At 46.1% G+C, this 17,001-nt stretch carries 10 protein-coding genes; 2 read left to right on the top strand and 8 right to left on the bottom strand.

Annotation, left to right across the window (positions count from 1 at the left end; all coding sequences use genetic code 11):
* Positions 1-95 precede the first annotated feature (95 nt).
* Complete coding sequence (locus tag E2R66_RS21135) at positions 96-1,511, top strand: efflux transporter outer membrane subunit (protein ID WP_133234483.1); 1,416 nt, start codon at positions 96-98, stop codon at positions 1,509-1,511.
* A 188-nt stretch (positions 1,512-1,699) separates the two neighbouring features.
* Here the strand turns inward: E2R66_RS21135 and E2R66_RS21130 are convergent, their stop codons facing one another.
* The 6 genes from E2R66_RS21130 to E2R66_RS21105 all read right to left on the bottom strand — a co-directional run bounded on the left by E2R66_RS21130 (position 1,700) and on the right by E2R66_RS21105 (position 12,686).
* Positions 1,700-3,376: a hypothetical protein gene (locus E2R66_RS21130; RefSeq protein WP_133234481.1), complete on the bottom strand. Its 1,677-nt coding sequence runs from the start codon at positions 3,374-3,376 to the stop codon at positions 1,700-1,702.
* Positions 3,377-3,749: 373 nt separating this feature from the next.
* Positions 3,750-4,043: a putative quinol monooxygenase gene (locus E2R66_RS21125; protein ID WP_133234479.1), complete on the bottom strand. Its 294-nt coding sequence runs from the start codon at positions 4,041-4,043 to the stop codon at positions 3,750-3,752.
* A gap of 58 nt (positions 4,044-4,101) precedes the next feature.
* The gene (locus E2R66_RS21120; protein WP_133234477.1) at positions 4,102-4,527 is read right to left on the bottom strand and encodes a DUF417 family protein; all 426 of its coding nucleotides are present in this window, start codon (positions 4,525-4,527) and stop codon (positions 4,102-4,104) included.
* Positions 4,528-4,716: 189 nt separating this feature from the next.
* Positions 4,717-7,071, bottom strand: coding sequence for a TonB-dependent receptor (locus E2R66_RS21115; protein ID WP_133234475.1), 2,355 nt, complete (start codon positions 7,069-7,071; stop codon positions 4,717-4,719).
* A gap of 62 nt (positions 7,072-7,133) precedes the next feature.
* Positions 7,134-9,809, bottom strand: a complete 2,676-nt coding sequence (locus E2R66_RS21110) for a ThuA domain-containing protein (RefSeq protein ID WP_133234473.1) — start codon at positions 9,807-9,809, stop codon at positions 7,134-7,136.
* 381 nt (positions 9,810-10,190) lie between these two features.
* Entirely contained in the window at positions 10,191-12,686 is a 2,496-nt protein-coding gene (locus tag E2R66_RS21105; RefSeq protein WP_133234471.1) for a glutaminase family protein, read from the bottom strand.
* 238 nt (positions 12,687-12,924) lie between these two features.
* Between E2R66_RS21105 and E2R66_RS21100 the strand changes: the two genes are divergently transcribed.
* Entirely contained in the window at positions 12,925-13,476 is a 552-nt protein-coding gene (locus E2R66_RS21100) for an acyl-CoA thioesterase (RefSeq protein ID WP_133234469.1), read from the top strand.
* A gap of 325 nt (positions 13,477-13,801) precedes the next feature.
* Here the strand turns inward: E2R66_RS21100 and E2R66_RS21095 are convergent, their stop codons facing one another.
* Positions 13,802-16,183 carry an ABC transporter permease gene (locus tag E2R66_RS21095; protein ID WP_133234467.1) on the bottom strand — a complete coding sequence of 794 codons (2,382 nt, stop codon included), beginning with the start codon at positions 16,181-16,183 and terminating at the stop codon, positions 13,802-13,804.
* Positions 16,184-16,514: 331 nt separating this feature from the next.
* Positions 16,515-16,835, bottom strand: a complete 321-nt coding sequence (locus E2R66_RS21090; protein ID WP_133234465.1) for a hypothetical protein — start codon at positions 16,833-16,835, stop codon at positions 16,515-16,517.
* Positions 16,836-17,001 lie beyond the last annotated feature (166 nt).

Raw genomic sequence — 17,001 nt, 5'->3', positions numbered from 1 at the left:
CCTGCCCTCCCCGGAGGGGAGGGTTCAAAAAAATCTTAAGCCCCTCTCTCCCGGAGAGGGGTTTGGGGAGAGGCTAAATTTTAACAAAACACAAAATGAAAAAATATATAAACGGGGCAACAGCATTAATGCTTTTAGTATTAAGTGCCTGTTCAGTTTCGAAAGATACCGAAACGCCCAAGCCGGCTTTGCCTGCCGAGTTCAGGAACGTGGCAGCCGTAGGCGATACCACCAGCGTTGCCGATATACAATGGAAAGACTTTTTTGCCGATGCAACGCTGCAAAAGCTGATTGACAGCGCGATAGCCAAAAACTACGATATGCAGATAGCGGTGAAGAACATCGAATCGTCGCAATTGCTGTTTAGCAGGGTTAAGTGGGATTATCTGCCCAACCTTGCGCTCAATGTTACCGCCAGCAGCAACCGCCCCAGCGACAACAGTGTCACCGGCTTAAGCATCGCCCAGTTTGGTATCGGCACCAGCCATGTAGAAGATTACTCTGCCAACCTTGCGTTGTCATGGGAAGCAGATATATGGGGTAAGATAAAGAACCGCCAGCGAGCTGCGTTGGCCCAATACCTGCAAACTGCCGAAGCCAAAAAGGCCATCCAAACCAATATCGTGGCCAGTGTATCGCAGGGATATTACAACCTGCTGATGCTGGATGAACAATTGAACATTGCCCAACGCAACGTAAGGCTGAACGATAGCACCCTGCGCATCATCCGCTTACAGTACGATGCCGGGCAGGTTACCTCCCTGGCCGTGCAGCAGGCCGAAGCACAGCGCCAGGCAGCAGAACGACTGGTGCCCCAATTCGAACAGAACATTACTATACAGGAAAATGCCCTGAGCATCCTGGCCGGTCAATTGCCTGATAAGATTGCCCGCAGCGCGAAATTAGATGATTTGACTATCCCCGATAATTTATCGGCAGGCCTGCCATCCGCCGTCGTAAGCCGCAGGCCCGATGTAAAAAGCACCGAATTGGCGCTTACTATTGCTAATGCCAACGTGGGTATTACCAAGGCTGCCATGTATCCGTCATTAACCATCACCGCCAGCGGTGGCGTAAATTCTTTCAAGGCCAGCAACTGGTTCAACCTGCCTGCCTCTTTGTTCGGTACGGTAGCGGGCGGCATTGTGCAGCCCATCTTCCAGAAGAAACAACTGCGTACGCAGTTTGAAGTTGCCAAGGTAGAACGCGAGAAAACCGTGCTGCAGTTCCGCCAATCGGTACTGAACGCAGTAGGCGAAGTGAGCGATGCATTGGTGAAGATTGAGAAGCTGAAACAACAGCAGGCCATAGCTGCCAACCGGGTAAAAACCCTACAGCAGGCAACCGCCAATGCCAACCTGTTGTTCAAGAATGGCCTGGCCAATTACCTCGAAGTAATTACCGCACAGGGCAACGTATTGCAAAGCGAGCTGGAACTGGCTACCGTAAAACGTACTCAGTTAAGTGCAGTAGCCGAATTGTACCGCTCCTTAGGCGGCGGCTGGAAATAAATAATATTAACACCTATATATATAACAAGAGCCTCCTGTTTAACGGGAGGCTTTTTTGTAAAGTGAGCGATATTAGTGCAATTCACGCTTATTTGCCCATCGACAACGTCTTCTGCCGGGAGGTCCTGCTGTGACGACAAACAATGACTAATATTAGAGTTCAAAACACAAACGAATACACCTGCTACTTAATCACAATAGTAAAATCCGTATTTGAAGAACGCTTTGATAAAACCTTCGTTAAATAGATGGGGAAAATACAGTCTATAAAGAACGCTAATCCCTATCATGACCAATAGAAAAATCGCGGGGAACCAAACCCTAAAAAAAAGCCTCGAAGGCGTGGTAGAGTGTGTTTTGTGGTAATCGTAAAAATATTGGCTGTAATAGAAATCTAAAAATAATACCCTAACCGCTGTTTTTTGGTTGATACAGGCTTGGCACAAACGATAAACAACGAAATATCCAAAAATCTCAATTATCATTATAAAAAAGGTATGTGGAGCATTTTTTATTAACCCCTTATCATACGAGCAGAAATCGTTAAAAAGTATATAACTGTAAATCAAAAAGAAAAAATAATAGAGGTAAAGGTTGACCAACCATACCACGCCTTTATCTTGCGTCCTATTTTCACTTATATCTAGGTATGGTAAATTAAAGATTTCATTCATTGAAAGAAAGTTATAATGACTCCTTCTACGCGTGAAATTGATGTCTGCTATTAACCGCCGCCATTTCTCTGCATTTTCTGGTATTGGAGGAATTTGATTCTGCGCAGTTTTAGGTACTATGAATTGATAATCGCTTGTTTTTTTCTTTTTAGCTATTTCTTTGTTTGCTTTTTGATCTTCATAACTAATAGCCTTGGGTTTTCCATAATATTCAGTTTTTCGGTCTGCCTCTATTTTTTCTTTAAAATCTTTGAAGTTCGCATGATCAGGATAACGTTCAGAAATTGAATTGAACGCTAATTTTAAATTACTTTTTTCGCGAATTATAGCAAATCTTAATAAGTACAGAAGAATCGCAAAGGATAGCGCTGTAATCGCGACCATGTCGTTTAAATCAATCTGAATTCCGATGATAGGCACTTTTACAGAAAAATAGTCTACGTATGTTTTTTGGAAATTGCTTTCTTCCTGATTTCCTAGTATGGTATCCCTTGCTAACGAATCGATCTTAATCTTGTTTTTAGTGTCAGCATTACTCTGATGTTTCAGAGTGTCTATCAATCTCAAATCATGAATACGTCTTTTTTCATAACTATGCATTCTGTCATTTGGCCAATTAAAAATGGGGTTACTATTGAAAACCGCCAGTAACGAAACTACACTTACCAGTAATAGAAGATAAAGTACGCTCCTTGTCGCGGCGGAAGAGGCGTTGTATGTTTCACAGATCTTTTGTGTATGCAAGTCAAGTTGAAGATCTAGGCCCTGAACAGTGTTCCCATATGTTGGTTGACGGTAAATTGAATTTCGCGCCATTTCCTCAGCAATAAGACCGATAGACTTTGGCAGCTCTGACGATTCATCGCCAGCAAATTTATTTTTTATAATTTCTATTATAACAAGTTTTACAGCATTAGGTATATCATGCCCCAATTCTGTGATACTTATCTTAATTTGATTTTCCTTAAATGTTGTCGGTATTGCTTTGATCTTGAGGTAACCCGTAACTGTTATTTCTTCGTCAAGCTCTCGCAAGCGAGTCGATATCTTGTGTACTGTTCCATCAGATTCCTTAAAAGTGGCTTTTTCAGAAATTTCATTGTAAAATTCAGAATTTTCAAGCAGTAAATTAATTTGCTCGATGGCGGCCTGCAAAACACTGCTACGACCTTTGTAGTTTACTTTTAACATTTGTGAAAGGTTTATCTTTCAGCAAGTTAAATAAAAAAATTCAAAAAATTTATTCAAAAAAAATTTATTTGATAAAAGGTATAAAACGCATATTTTGAAGCTGAAAAGCCCCCTGCTTTTTAGGACAGGAGGCTTTTTTGTTTTCCAATTTGTCATCCTGAGCAATAGCGAAGGATCTGCTCGTGGCTATGCATAGCGGTCATGCATATCGGCTAACAGATGCTTCGTACCTCAGCATAACAAACTTTTCTCCTTCTGTCATCCTGAGCGATAGCGAAGAACTTGATAGCTACTTTTCATTGCCGACCTAAAACAAAAAAGCCCCCGCCCTAAAGCAGGAGGACTTCCCCTATCACACCCTAACTTAAATTCTTTATTTACTGGCCAATATCTCTACCGGCTCTATGCTTGGCTCTAAGGCCAGCAAATGCGGCGCATTGGCCATTAATGCTTCGGCCACTTTGCCAGCCAGATGTGCCTGGCGGCCCTCATCACCCTCAAACGTATCGAATATGCCGAAGGTGCTTTCGCTGATGCGGTATGCAAACCAGTTTACGGTTAACGGTTCGCCATCAAGTAGCAGTACAGCGCTTTCCAAAAAGTCGGCAACGTCTTGTTCCTTACCGGCTTTGGCTGTTAGTTTTACTAATAATCCTGCTTTTATCATTGGTTGTTTTTCTATAGGTAGATGTATTGTTATTTACGTCAACCACTCCGCTCCGGTTTTATTTTTTTGGCGAATTTGTACCGATAACCATCAAACCGATGGCCAGGTAGCCGAGGTCCTTCACCACGAAGAAATCAGTAGTGGGTACACCGTCAACCGTTTTCCAAACGCACGGCGTAGTCGCCAGGAAGCTTAGCGTCGTCAGAAAGATGATGAGGGTAAGGTAGCCGCCAATCAACCCGGCTTTGCTCTGCCAAAAGGAGGAAACCAGCAGCGTGCCGGTCACAATCTCGAAAAAGCCGATGAAGTTGGATACCTGTTGTACTGTGCCTATCTTATACGTCCAGCTCATCAGGAAGCTGTTCTCTACCAGTGGTTTAATGCCTGCTGCCTCGGTGGGCGTAAATTTAAAAATGCCTATCCATATTAATAGGAGCGCTGTAGCTGCTACCCCTAAAGTGTAGCCTGTTTTTGTGTGGTTCATGCTGTTTGCGAATTTTGGTTTTTGCTGGCTTAGTCGCAGGTAGAAGTGATGCCTTACAGCAAGGCACAAAAAAACCGCCCCGGCGGTTTGCCGGGGCGGTTTTTTTGTGCCCCTCCTAAATCCTCCCCGGGAGGGAGGACTTAAAAAGAAGCTAAAGTCTCCCCTTCCGGGGGAGATTAGAGGGGGCTTTTAAAAATTCGTCCTCAAGGTTACGCCGTACATCCTTGGGTTGCCCAGGTGCGATGCGCCGAAATCGTAAGCATAATCTATATAGTGTTTGTTGCTGAGGTTGCTGCCCCATGCAAATAGATCGAATTTCCTGGTGCTTACGCCTAAACGGGCGTTGAACAGGCTGTATGATTTTTGCTCTACATTGTTGCCTAGGTCGAAGTATTGCTTGCCCAGGTATTTCCATTCGCCGCGGGCAATGAGCTTAACGTCTGCGGTTACACGATAATTGTATTGTATGGCCAGCATAGAGGTAACATCAGGCGTATAAACCTGGCGGTTGCCTTTCAGGCTCACTACGCTGCCGTTGTTGGGCACGTTAAGGTCGGTATAGCGGGCATGGGTATAACCAAAGTTATACGATATGTCGAAGCCTTTGATGGCCGTAGTAGCCAGCTCCAGCTCGGCACCTTTACTATGCAGCTTACCGGCGTTTTTGGTTACCGTAATGGCCTGCGGTAATACCAGCGTTGGCACTTGGGCATTGTTGATAGAGATGTAGAACAAGGACACGTTCACCCTTAATTTATTATCGAGCAGGAAGTTTTTGGAGCCTACTTCGAAGTTGTTGCTGTACTCTGGTTTGTAAGCAAACAGTGGCGGTTGCGATTGATCGGCACCTAACTGACTGATACCACCTGCGCGGAAACCGCGGCTATAGGTTGCGTACAGGTTATTGGCATCAGAAACATGATAAGCCAGGCTAAGCTTTGGTGTAAATGCTTTGAAGCTGGCGGTAGACGAGGTATCGTTCTGGGTAACCATAACGTAACCACCATCAGTCCTTAATTCGCCATTTACTTCTTCTTTCTTATGCTCGTAATCATAACGTAGGCCGGCCGTTAAATCCACTTTTGGGGCGAGTGCGAAAGTTACCTGACCAAAAAAGGCGGTACCGTAGTTACGTTCGATATTGGTGTTGATTGTGCTAAAGTTAGGGAACGGTACACCCAGGTAAGCGGTGTCAGCGCCGATATGCGTGCCGGTTTTAGTTGGAGCATATCTGTAAAAACCGTAAAGGCCAGCCGTCCACTTAATCTTCGTGGCAGAAGCAGGTGAGGAGAATCTAAATTCTTGTGTAGTAACCTTTACCTTGTTAAAGTCCGGACCGTAATTGTTAATTAAGCTATACTGATCAGCCGGCGAGAAATCACCATCAATTGGCAATGTATAGTAACGGTTGTTTTTTTGGTAAGCGGTGTTCGAGGTAAAGTTGAAACCCTTGCCGGTATAATTTGCTGATAACGATGCGTTCAGCGTGTTATCGATCATTTTGGTAGTAGCGTTCTGGCTTACCTGGAACGGATTTGCTAAAGCATCATCCGGCGAGCCCGATAAAGCAAAGGGGCCGTTGTTACGGTTGATGTAGGTCTTTACGTTCAACGTCAGAGCAAAGGTTTGCGATGCAAGGTATTTCAGGTAATAGTTGCCCAAAAACGAATGCTGCTTATCCAGCTTGGTGTTGTTGAATTGGTTGTTGTAAAAACCATCGAAGCCGTTATAAAGGCCTGCAACACCAAGGAACAATTTATCAGCTATCAGCGGCGTACGGATGCCCGCGCTGATACGTTTTTGCCCATAGCTGCCAAAGTTTACCTCGGCAAAGCCGGTGGTTTGGTTGGTGGGCTGTTTGGTGATGATGTTGATAACGCCACCCATGGCATTACGGCCATACAGACTGCCCTGCGGGCCACGCAATACTTCTACACGTTCTACATCAAAAAGCTGGGGTATATAAGTATCCAGGCTAAACTGGTTCACACCGTCGATATAGGTAGCTACTGCAGGGTCGTACGAGGTAGTGGCAACGCCCCTTAGTCCTGTAACGTTACGGTCATCGCCTGGGCCTGCCGAGTATAAGTTGGGCACAATGGCGGTGATATCTTTCAGGTTCCAGATCTTATATTCCTGCACTTGTTTTGCCGATAGGGTAGAGATACTGAACGGCACCTGCTGGGCACTCTCTTCACGTTTCTGCGCCGTAACCACTACTTCATCCAGGCGGCTGCTTTCCTCGCTTAGCTGTATGCTAATGGGTTGATTACCTGCGCCAATGGTAATGTTCTTGCTGATAGCTGCGTAAGCAACGCTGCTTACATGTAGGGTATAGCTACCAACTGGTACGTTTTTAAAGGTAAAACTACCTTGCTGGTTGGTAGTGGTAGCATAATTTGTATTCAGCAGACTTACGGTAGCACCCGATAGCGGGGCCGAGGCTGTGGTAGTAACTGTACCCGTAAAGTTAGTGCCGTTTTGAGCGGATGCTACGCCAAACGCGGCCAGCATAAATAGGAAGAATAGATATAGATGTTTCATTATTAAAATAAAAAGCGGATATGGTGCTTATTACCATATCCGCTGCAAAGAAAAGGATTTTATTATTTAAGTGTATATATCCAGTTGATGATCTTTTGGGTATCGGCTGGTTTCAATGCCGGGTGGGCTGGCATGTCCACATCGCCCCAAACACCGTGGCCACCGTTTACGATCTTCTTGCTCAGGTGGGCAGTAGAAGCAGCGTTGGCCGGGTATTTCTTAGCCACATCGGTGAAAGACGGGCCTACCGATTTTTCGTTGATCTTATGGCAGGCGCTGCAATCCAGCGACAGCATCAGGGCTTTGCCCGCAGCATTGGCTTTTATGGTTGCTAGTTTGGCTTTCATATCCGGTGAATCCTGGCCGGCCAGTACAGCAATCGTTTTCGGCGTGCTGATAGCGTCGTATTCGTCTTTAGCCACAACCGAAACGGTGAAGTTGCCTTTTTTGGTGTAGGTATAGGTAAGCTTAGGCAGTGTAGTTGTCTTTTTAACGCCATTGCCCAAATCCCATACGTAGGTCATCTTGTTTTTCTCAGGGTCGGTTGCTTTTACGGTAAGCACAGTAGTTAACGGCAGTGCACCATATGCCTTGCTGGTAGCCACTGTTGCTACTTCGGGCGCACGGTTGCCGCTGTTGTAATCTATACGGGCCAGGCCGGCATCTTTGTTTTTGGCAAACCAGCCACTGCCGTATTCTAATAGGTATATCCTGCCATCCGGACCGGTTTCCATATCAATTACGTTGTTTAGTTTGGTATCTGCCATAAATGGCTCCATCTTATCCAGATCGCCGTTTGGCTGAAGGGTAAGTAATTTCATCCAGCCGCGTATCCAATCGTAAAAAACTACCTTTTTGTTAAAGTAATCTGGGTAACGGGTAGCTTTAGGGAACATATCGGTGTAGTAAGCCGGGCCTGCCATAGCATTACGGCCACCTGTACCTACCTGCGGGAAATCCGGAGATTCGGCATACGGATACCAGATAAATGCCGGTTGTGCCGGTGGCAATTCGCGCAAGCCGGTGTTGTTCTTAGAATCGTTTACAGGGTGCAGCGGGTCGAAAGGTGCACCCGATACGCCTGTTGCGTAATCGTAAGGGCGATAAGCATAGTTATTGCCCACAAAGAACGGCCAGCCGAAGAAACCTGCTTTACGTGCCTGGTTAAACTCATCGTAACCGCGCGGGCCACGGGTGTCGATGCTGTCTTTCTGCGCATCCGGACCAACCTCACCCCAGTACAGGAATCCGTTCTTCTGGTCAACAGATATACGGTAAGGGTTCCTGTCGCCCATTACATAAATTTCGGGGCGGGTTTTTGGTGTACCTGGTTTAAATAAGTTTCCTTCGGGGATACTGTAAGTAGCGTCGGGGTTTATTTTGATACGCAGGATCTTGCCGCGCAAATCGTTGGTATTACCCGCAGATCGGCGTGCATCATGGTTCAGGAACTCAGGGCGGTCATCCAGCGGTGCGAACGCACGGGTATTGTATGGTTTTTTGCCCGGCTCGTCAAAAGGGGTAGAGTTATCACCGGCAGATAGGAACAGCATATGGTCCGGACCCCAGGCGATAGAACCACCGGTATGGCAGCAGATCTCGCGCTGAGAGTACAGCTGCAAAATTACTTTTTCGGTTTTGTTATCAATGGTGTCACCCGTCATGGTGAAGCGCGATAAACGGTTTACGGACGTATCAGCAGGGCTGTAATAGATATATACGTAATGGTTGGTTTTAAAATCAGGGTCGATATTTAAACCTAATACGCCTTCTTCGGCATTAACGCCTTTGGTATGTGTTTTCCAGTAGGCATCTAAAAAGCCGGCCTGTTTAACGGTTTTGGTGCTGTTTTTATACAGCATGATTTCGCCGCGGCGTTGCGATACCAATATATCGAAGTTGGGCAATACGGCCATTTCGGTTGGCTCGAAGAAAGTGCCTTGTATCAACTGCGTTTTTTCAAAGCGGTTGGTCTCTGGCACGCGCATGGTGGTACACTTGCTGTAATCAAGCGGTTTGTTATCGCCAATGGCATATTTAATACCGCCAAGTAAATGGCCCAGGAACATTGGGTCGCTGTACGATTCGTCTGTGTGGCCCAGTTCGGTGTAGAACGAACGTCCGTTCTCGAAGTTCTGGTACCAGGCCATTGGGTGGGTGGCACCGTTTATGCCGCCTTTGTAGCTCGTCTCATCAATGTTGATGAGCACATGTATTTTGGGGCTGATGCTTTTGAAGTTGTACCACTCGTCTTTACGTTTCCAGGTATCTGGCAGGTCGCGGGTTGATGGGTGGTTTTTGTCTACGATTTTCAATACGGCTTCCTGTTGCATAGGATGGCTTACAAAGTAAGCACCAACTAAACGGCCATAATATTTCCAGTCGTACTCTGCATCGGCAGCGGCGTGTACGCCAACAAAGTTGCCACCTGCCTGCATGTAACGTTCCAGGTCGGCCTGCTGGTAGTTGTTCAGCATGTAGCCTGTAGTGTTCAGGAATACCACCGCCGAGTATTTCTTCAGGTTATCTTCACTGATTTTGCTGGCATCAGAAGTACTATCGACCAGGAAGTTGTTCTCCTGGCCCAGTTTCATAATTGCCGGCACGCCCACAGCTATGCTGGCGTGGTGATAGCCGCTGGTTTTAGTGAAAACCAGTATGCGCGGTTTCACCGGTATTTTGCTAAAGCTAAATAGCATAACGCACAGCGCGAGCAATAAGGTAATTTTTAATCGCATTTTTTGAGGTTTATATAATTGGTAATTAGTTGGTAAACAGCTCTATTCTCATTGTGTGTTTATAACGCAATAAAGATAATATTATAATTTAATAAATGGCATCTTGGTAAACCCAAATATTGCACATAAAAACTAATTTTCTGCTAATTAATCATGAATGTTACAATCGATTGCATAAGATAAATAGCAAGTAGCTGATTTATTGTGTATTAAATGTATTCAGACTATGAATGCTGTGTGTGGATTAGCACCAGGTGCTTGTTTATCAGGCTTTTGAAGAATTCGATTAAAACCTAGAGATATAGCCTATATTGGCTAAAAAAACAAAAGCCACGCACCCAAATCGAGTGTGTGGCTTTTTAGCAAAAAAATAACTGTTACTTATTTTTTTGCCGTCAATTTATCTTTAAGCGTTTTCATAAAATAGCCGCCAACCACGCTGCGCGCCTGGAAACCCACCATTTTGCCGTCGGTGGTTTCGTGCCAGTCGCTTAAAGGCACGCGCGTTGGGGTTTGTTGCGTGTATTTGTAGATGGGGTTTACCAGCGCATCAAAGTCGGTACGGTTGCTGGTCATGGCTGCCGTCCATAGTATCCAATCGCTTTTGGTGTAGGTTTTTCGGCTATCCAGCGGCAGGCCGAATGCCTGCTGCTTGCCTTTGTAGTATTTGAGTTCTTTATCATAAACGTATTGCGGGAAAAGGTTAAGGCCCAAAACCTTATCCCAAACCATATTATACTTTTGGCTCCAGGTGTTCTTGTCATCGAAAACCAGTGCATAGTGATCGCCGGCATCGTCTTTAACTATCCATTTGGCCGCTAAATCCTGGGCGAGCGTGCAATATTTGGCCGCGGTTTTAGTATCGCCCAGCATAGTGGCCATTTTTGCGTAAGCACCAATAGCTACAATGGCTTTGATAGATAGGTTGGCGTTATGCGCCAGATGGCCCGCAAAATCGTCGGTGCACAGTTGGTTTCCGGGGTCGAAGCCTGCTTCGGCGAGGTAGTTAGTCCAGGTGGTGAGGGTTTTCCAATGTTTTTTGGCGAAGGCGGGGTCTTTTTGAGCCAGCGTAATGGCACCTGCAAGTATCACCATATTGCCGCTTTCTTCTACCGGCATATCCTCGCCGTAAGTTTGGCCGTTGGCGAGCGGGTAGGTGCCCAAATCGTGTGCGGCGAAGGGCTTGGCCCATTTGCCGCTTTCGCTGTAATAAAAAATGCTGCTCATCATACCTTTAAGCAGTTCGGGGTTGTACAGCAGGTATAGCGGTGCCGATGGATAGGTAATATCCACCGTGTTGATAGAGCCGTTGCTGAAATTCTCTTTAGATAGGAACAGCAATTCACCCTGTGGACTTTTTACGAGGGCATGCGCTGCAAGGCTTTGGCGGTAAGCCAAAACGCAAAGGCGGGCATATTTTTCGCCCCCGGCGCGGTAGGTACCCCGGTAAATTTTAGCATCGGTGGCGCGGCAGGCCTGCAGGGTTGTCGCATAGTTTTTGAACGAGGCCGCCAATACGCCGTCCATGGTTGCGCCGGGGGTATCGCGCCACCATGGCTTTAAATTAGTGCCGAAGTACTGCACGGAGTACAATTCGTCGTAACCCAAGGCGAGGTGTTGCTCAACAGCCGTACTGCCCACACGGCCAAAGGGCAGCATCGTGTTCAACATGAGGTGCGTGCCGGTAATGCTGCGGTTCATACCCGATGATTTCAGGTACGGGCCTATGGCATCTTCATCATTGGTAATATACTGCCTGGCCGTTGGCGATGATGTGGCCACATATAAGTAACCCCAGTCTATACGCAAGTCGTCTCCCTTTTTTTGCAGGATGGGCTGCTGCGTACTGCCCACTTTAAGTATCTTGAGGCCCTTGGCTGTGTATGCCTCCGCCTTAACTTCTTGTGTCGGTTGGTTTACGGCGGCATCCGCAGATACGGTCTGGAAGATATCTACAGCGTGCTTCTTGCCGTCGTTGGCTTTTACCTCGTAGCTGATGTACGATACGGGGTTGGCCAGTTTTTTGATATCCGTAATAATCAACGGAGATGCGAAGGTTACCTTCAAATCAATCCCACCGCAGGTAAAGCCATAAGTCGTTTGGGTGGCATCTATCTTAACACTGGTTTGTTTGGCCAACTTGATATCGTCATTAGCGGGCATTTCAACCTTTACGGATAGACCAGCATCCAGTGAAGCTAAACCGCCGGTATTGGTGCAATGGATAGCCAAAACGTTTTCGCCGGTTTTTAAGGCATTGGATGCAGCATCGCTTAGGGCAAACATCTGCAGATCGCCGTTAGAGCCGCCACGTGCAAATATTTGTTTGCCATTGAGGTAAACCTCCACATCATCATCATGAAACAAGCGAAGGATTAATGGGCTTTTGGGCAGTTCGGAAATATTGACCGCGCGGCGAACCCAAACTTCGCGGCTGGTCCAGCGGGTGCCGGTGGCGTGCTCGTTATCGCTGAAGGGGGCTTTCCCTGTCTTCCAACCGCCTGCGGCGAAACCTGTTTTCTCCCAGCCATCGCCTGGCGCTGTAAAGGTGTATTGGCAAGTGTAGGCAACCTCGTCGGCAGCGGGCAGTATGGTTTTATATTGCGGGGCGGGCTGGCCCATAAAGCGATAGTTTTCGCCATCTACCGTGATTACACCAAGCAGCGATTGGCTTTTGCCAGTCCAGTGTACGATAGTACTTTCGTTCAACTTGTCGGTGTTAGACCAGATACTAAAATAAGGTGTGTGCGTGATCAGGGGGTAAGCCGGCGCATGGTCTTGCTGGGCCATAGCGGGCAAAGAAGTGAGCAAGACTCCGCATAAAAGCAAGCTGCTACAGCTTAACCTACCCAAAAAGGAATTAACGATTTTATTCATGTACTATAATGATGTTTTAGAATGTCAGGTTCGTGGTTAAAGAAAATAAAGGATGCAATAGTATCGATTTGTTTTTTTTGAAAATAACGTTGATACGTTTTGGCGAACTTTTGACGCAATGTTGCTAAACGATACGGTATTTTGGGCAATTGGTTGTTTTAACCTTGCTATCAAACAATCATCGCCTTTTGCTACGCCGAATTATTTGCGCAAATTGAGCCATCATAAAAATAACCTTATGGAAGCTTATAAAACTGTTGCCGAATCGCAAACCACCCTTACCGAATTGATGATACCTTCTTACGCCAACTTTGGCGGCAAGATACACGGGGGCATTATTATGGGCCTTATGGATAAGGTTGCTTATGTGTGTTCGGCCAAGCACGCAGGGGCTTACTGCGTAACCGCATCGGTAGAGGACATCTATTTTTTGGCGCCGGTAGAGGTGGGGGAACTAGTATCGCTGATGGCATCGGTAAATTATGTGGGGCGCACCTCGCTGGTGGTGGGCATCCGCGTGGTATCTGAAAACGTAAAGACCCACCAGATAAAGCATACCAACACCAGCTATTTTACCATGGTAGCGATGGATGAGCAGCACCAACCCCTGCAAGTACCTGGACTGGTATTGCATACCGACGTAGAGATACGCCGCTTTTTTCAGGGCCTGCACCGTAAGCAGCTTAAAAAATATTATCGGCAGGAAGAAGACCGCGTAAAATCCGATTTCGAGATGACCGAAACGATCGAATTATTGAAAGGCGAGAGGTGCAGAATAGAAAAGGGATAAGTAGATTCAATAAATGCGATGGGCATGTGCGATTACCCTCTTAGAAGCTTTCTAAAATGATTTATTTTTTCGTAGAGACGCAATGTTTTGCGTCTCCATACAAAACGGATTGGCAGGATGGGATTTGCATAACGGAGACGCAAAATATTGTCTCTACGGTCGATTCCGCCCTTGGGAAACAGCCGCGGTTAAAACGAATTATATTATAGACAGCTTCACAACGCTCACGTTAGTGCATTGGGGCAAACACACCCCTGCCTGCCACCACACAATCCGGCGCGCCCCCTCTCAAGAGGGGAACGATAATCTTTGCTCCTATTACCCCTTACATTCTCAACTTCACCGCCGGGTTAAACCTTACCGCGCGGATAATTTGTAAACAAACCGTAAGGGCAACTATGGCTATTGAAATAAGCAGAGCAATTACGAAAGGCGCTACAGATATATGGATGCGGTAAGCAAAGGTTTCGAGCCATTTACCGGCTACGAAATAGGAAAGGGGCCAGGCTATGGCATTTGCTATCAATACGATGTAGAAAAACGGCTTGCCGATGGTACCCGTCAGCTGTTCGCCGCTGGCCCCAAAAACCTTCCGGATGGCGATCTCCTTCATCCGCAAACGGATGGCCTGCGCTGCCGAAGCAAAAAAGCCCAGCGCCGCAATGAAGATCGCCAATCCTGAAAAATAGCCGAGTACGGATCTTAATTGTTCTTGTTTGATGAAGAGCCGCCCATATAGCTCATCCAGGAAATGGTAATTGAAATTATCGCCGTCGAGCTTGTTAATGCTGCTCCACTGCCGGTTTAAGGTGCTCAGCAATGGTGCCATTGCCGGGCCTTCCGCGCTGATCATGATCTGGGTTTTGGTTAGGCCGCAGCCTGCATTCATTAAATAGATGGTAGGTTGTATGTTTGCTTCAAAGCCCTGCGCCTTTACATCTTTGGTAACACCAATTATTTTATAATTACCGCCGCAGCCGGCAACTGTTGCACCAATGGGGTTGTTCAACCCCATTGCTTTTGCTGCTGTTTCGTTGATCACAGTGTTTGCAGAATCTACCGGGAAAGAAGCCGAAAAGTATTGGCCCGCTTTTAGCCCGATGTTTAGCGTCTCAAAGTAGCCATAATCTACCCCAATAGTTTGCATGGAATAGGCCTTGCTTTGCAAGGTGTATTCAAAAGTGGCGGGAATAATGCCGCCCGGCACATGAGATGCAACGGTAACGTTTTTTACCCCGGGAATAGCCCGTATCCGCTCTTTGGCTGATTCGAATTTTTGAGGTGTATTGTAAATACCCAGGTTATCGATATATACCACTTGTTTTGCCTTAAAGCCTGGGTCTTCAGATCTCATAAAAGTAACCTGCTGATTGATAACCATAAGGGTAATCAAAAAACCGATAGCAAACGTAAATTGCAGCACGGTTATGGAGCCGCGGATCCACGAGAACGTTGCCCCGCTTTTAAATTGATTACTACTTAATACCGCTATAGGCTTAAACCCGGCCATTACCAGCGAAGGATAAAATCCGGCCAAAAGCGTTAGCGAGATTAGCGTAAGCAGCAGTTGCAGTACTATCCTGAGGTTGATGCCCGAGATAAGCAGGTTTACGCCCAATAACTGGTTAAAGTAAGGCAAGCCAGTCAGCACTATCCCGAAGGAGATAATTAAGGCAACAAAGCATTGAAAAAAGATTTCGGTTAAAAACTGCAGGATGATCTGCTTTTTAATAACGCCGTTCACTTTTTTTATCCCGACCTCCTTAGCTCGTTTATTGGCCTGCGAAATATACAGGTTGGTGAAGTTTACTCCGGTTACAATGAGGATGATGATAGACAGTATGACCAGCCCGTGTACGATTTGATTGTTTACCTGCGTACCGTAATGCGGTTTTAGATGCAGATTGTCTAACGCGTCTAAATAGATGGCCGGGCCAGATGACCGGGTTAAAGCTTCTCTGGCTACCTGGCTGGTATCTGCTAAAGCCGCTTCTTTATATATCCTGTCTATTTTTTGCGAGAGGAGCTTAATGTCGGCGTCCGGTTTTACCAACAGGTAAGTTTGATAGATCTGGTTGGCGTAACTCTGATCTTTTCCCTGGGTAATATCTTCGCTGAACCCAATGCAATCGAAATTCAAATTAGTGTTCCCCGGTACCTCTTCGGCAACGCCTGCAATGGGCATAGGCATGCCGTTGCGCGAAATCATATTCACCGTTTTATTTTGGATAGCGCTATCTCGGGGGAAAAGTATCCGGGCTGTTTCCGCTGAGAGCAGAACAGTGGGCACAGTGCTCTTAGGGTCCAGGTTAAATCCCTTTGGTTTTATCCCTAATATTTTGCTGATTGAATAATCGGCGCCAACCCATTTGGTTACCAGAAACCTGCCCGATGGCGTAAAAAATGGCAGCTGGAATAAGGCGGTGTTCATTCGCCCGGTTTCTTCAACTTCGGGGCACTGGCTTTTGATGGCTGCCGCCAGTTTCCCCGGCGTGTAGGGCGAAGGGCCGTTGGGCATCTCCCGCTCCACCAAAAAAATGCGGTTAATGTTTTTGTTCCACCGGTCATACCCGGTTTCGTTATCTACATGAAGCGTCACAAAAATAAAAGCCGCCAACCCCAGCGCCAGGCCGGCAATGTTCAAAAAGTTATACCATTTGCCTTTCAAAAAGGTACGGAATGCAATTTTAAAGTCGAGGTTATTCATGGCTGCTATTTAACAATTCAACATTCAGCGGCGTTTTTCATTGTCGCGCTTGGTCTGGCAAAATAGCATTATTTATTCTATTTTCGGAATTATATTTTGTATTATTTAAAATATATATTTTTTTATTTTGTTTCAACGATGTAAAATGCTTTTATGCCCCTTGTGGCTCAAAGAAGCGTTAGCGTACAAATACATTATGAATTTGCAAAATAGCGCAAGTTTAGAAGTATTTTGAAGCTGGAAAAGCGGCGCAGCCAATGGTTCAGGCGCGTTCAATGCGTCCAAAAAGAAAATCAGTGAACGCATTGCAAGGAAGGATTTGATGCAGGGTTTAACCCTGGCTGGCCTGGTAGCGGTAATGCAATTGCTTTAGCGTTTCCTCTGCCACTTCATCAGCCGAGTAGCCGTAGCCGGTAACCAGGATACCTTTCGCGCCCGAGCCTGAGGCCAGTGCATAAACGGTAGCTTCGTCGGCAGGGTCTGATGGACCTTCGTAACGGTACACATCTACAATTTCGAATTCATCTGCAGGGTAGCTTTGGTCTTCGGCTTTTAAGTGATTGGCTTCGAGGTTAAAATCGAGGTTAAAACCCTGTTCTTTTAGTTTTTCGATAGCCTCGGATACGGTAGCATAGTGGAATTTCTGTTTCATAGGTGAGTGGTGATGGTATAAACACAAACTTATAAAAAGTAGTTTGGTTTGTCTTAACCAGAATTTAGGAATTTTTATGATGTTGACAACCTTTCTACCAAGCATCTGAATAATCATCAAAAGACTTACGGATGTAATTAACTTTTTTATCAGGCAAAATCCTAAA

The sequence above is a fragment of the Mucilaginibacter psychrotolerans genome, assembly GCF_004519315.1.
In the GTDB taxonomy this organism is placed as follows: domain Bacteria; phylum Bacteroidota; class Bacteroidia; order Sphingobacteriales; family Sphingobacteriaceae; genus Mucilaginibacter; species Mucilaginibacter psychrotolerans.
This window is presented reverse-complemented; position numbering and strand designations above follow the sequence as displayed.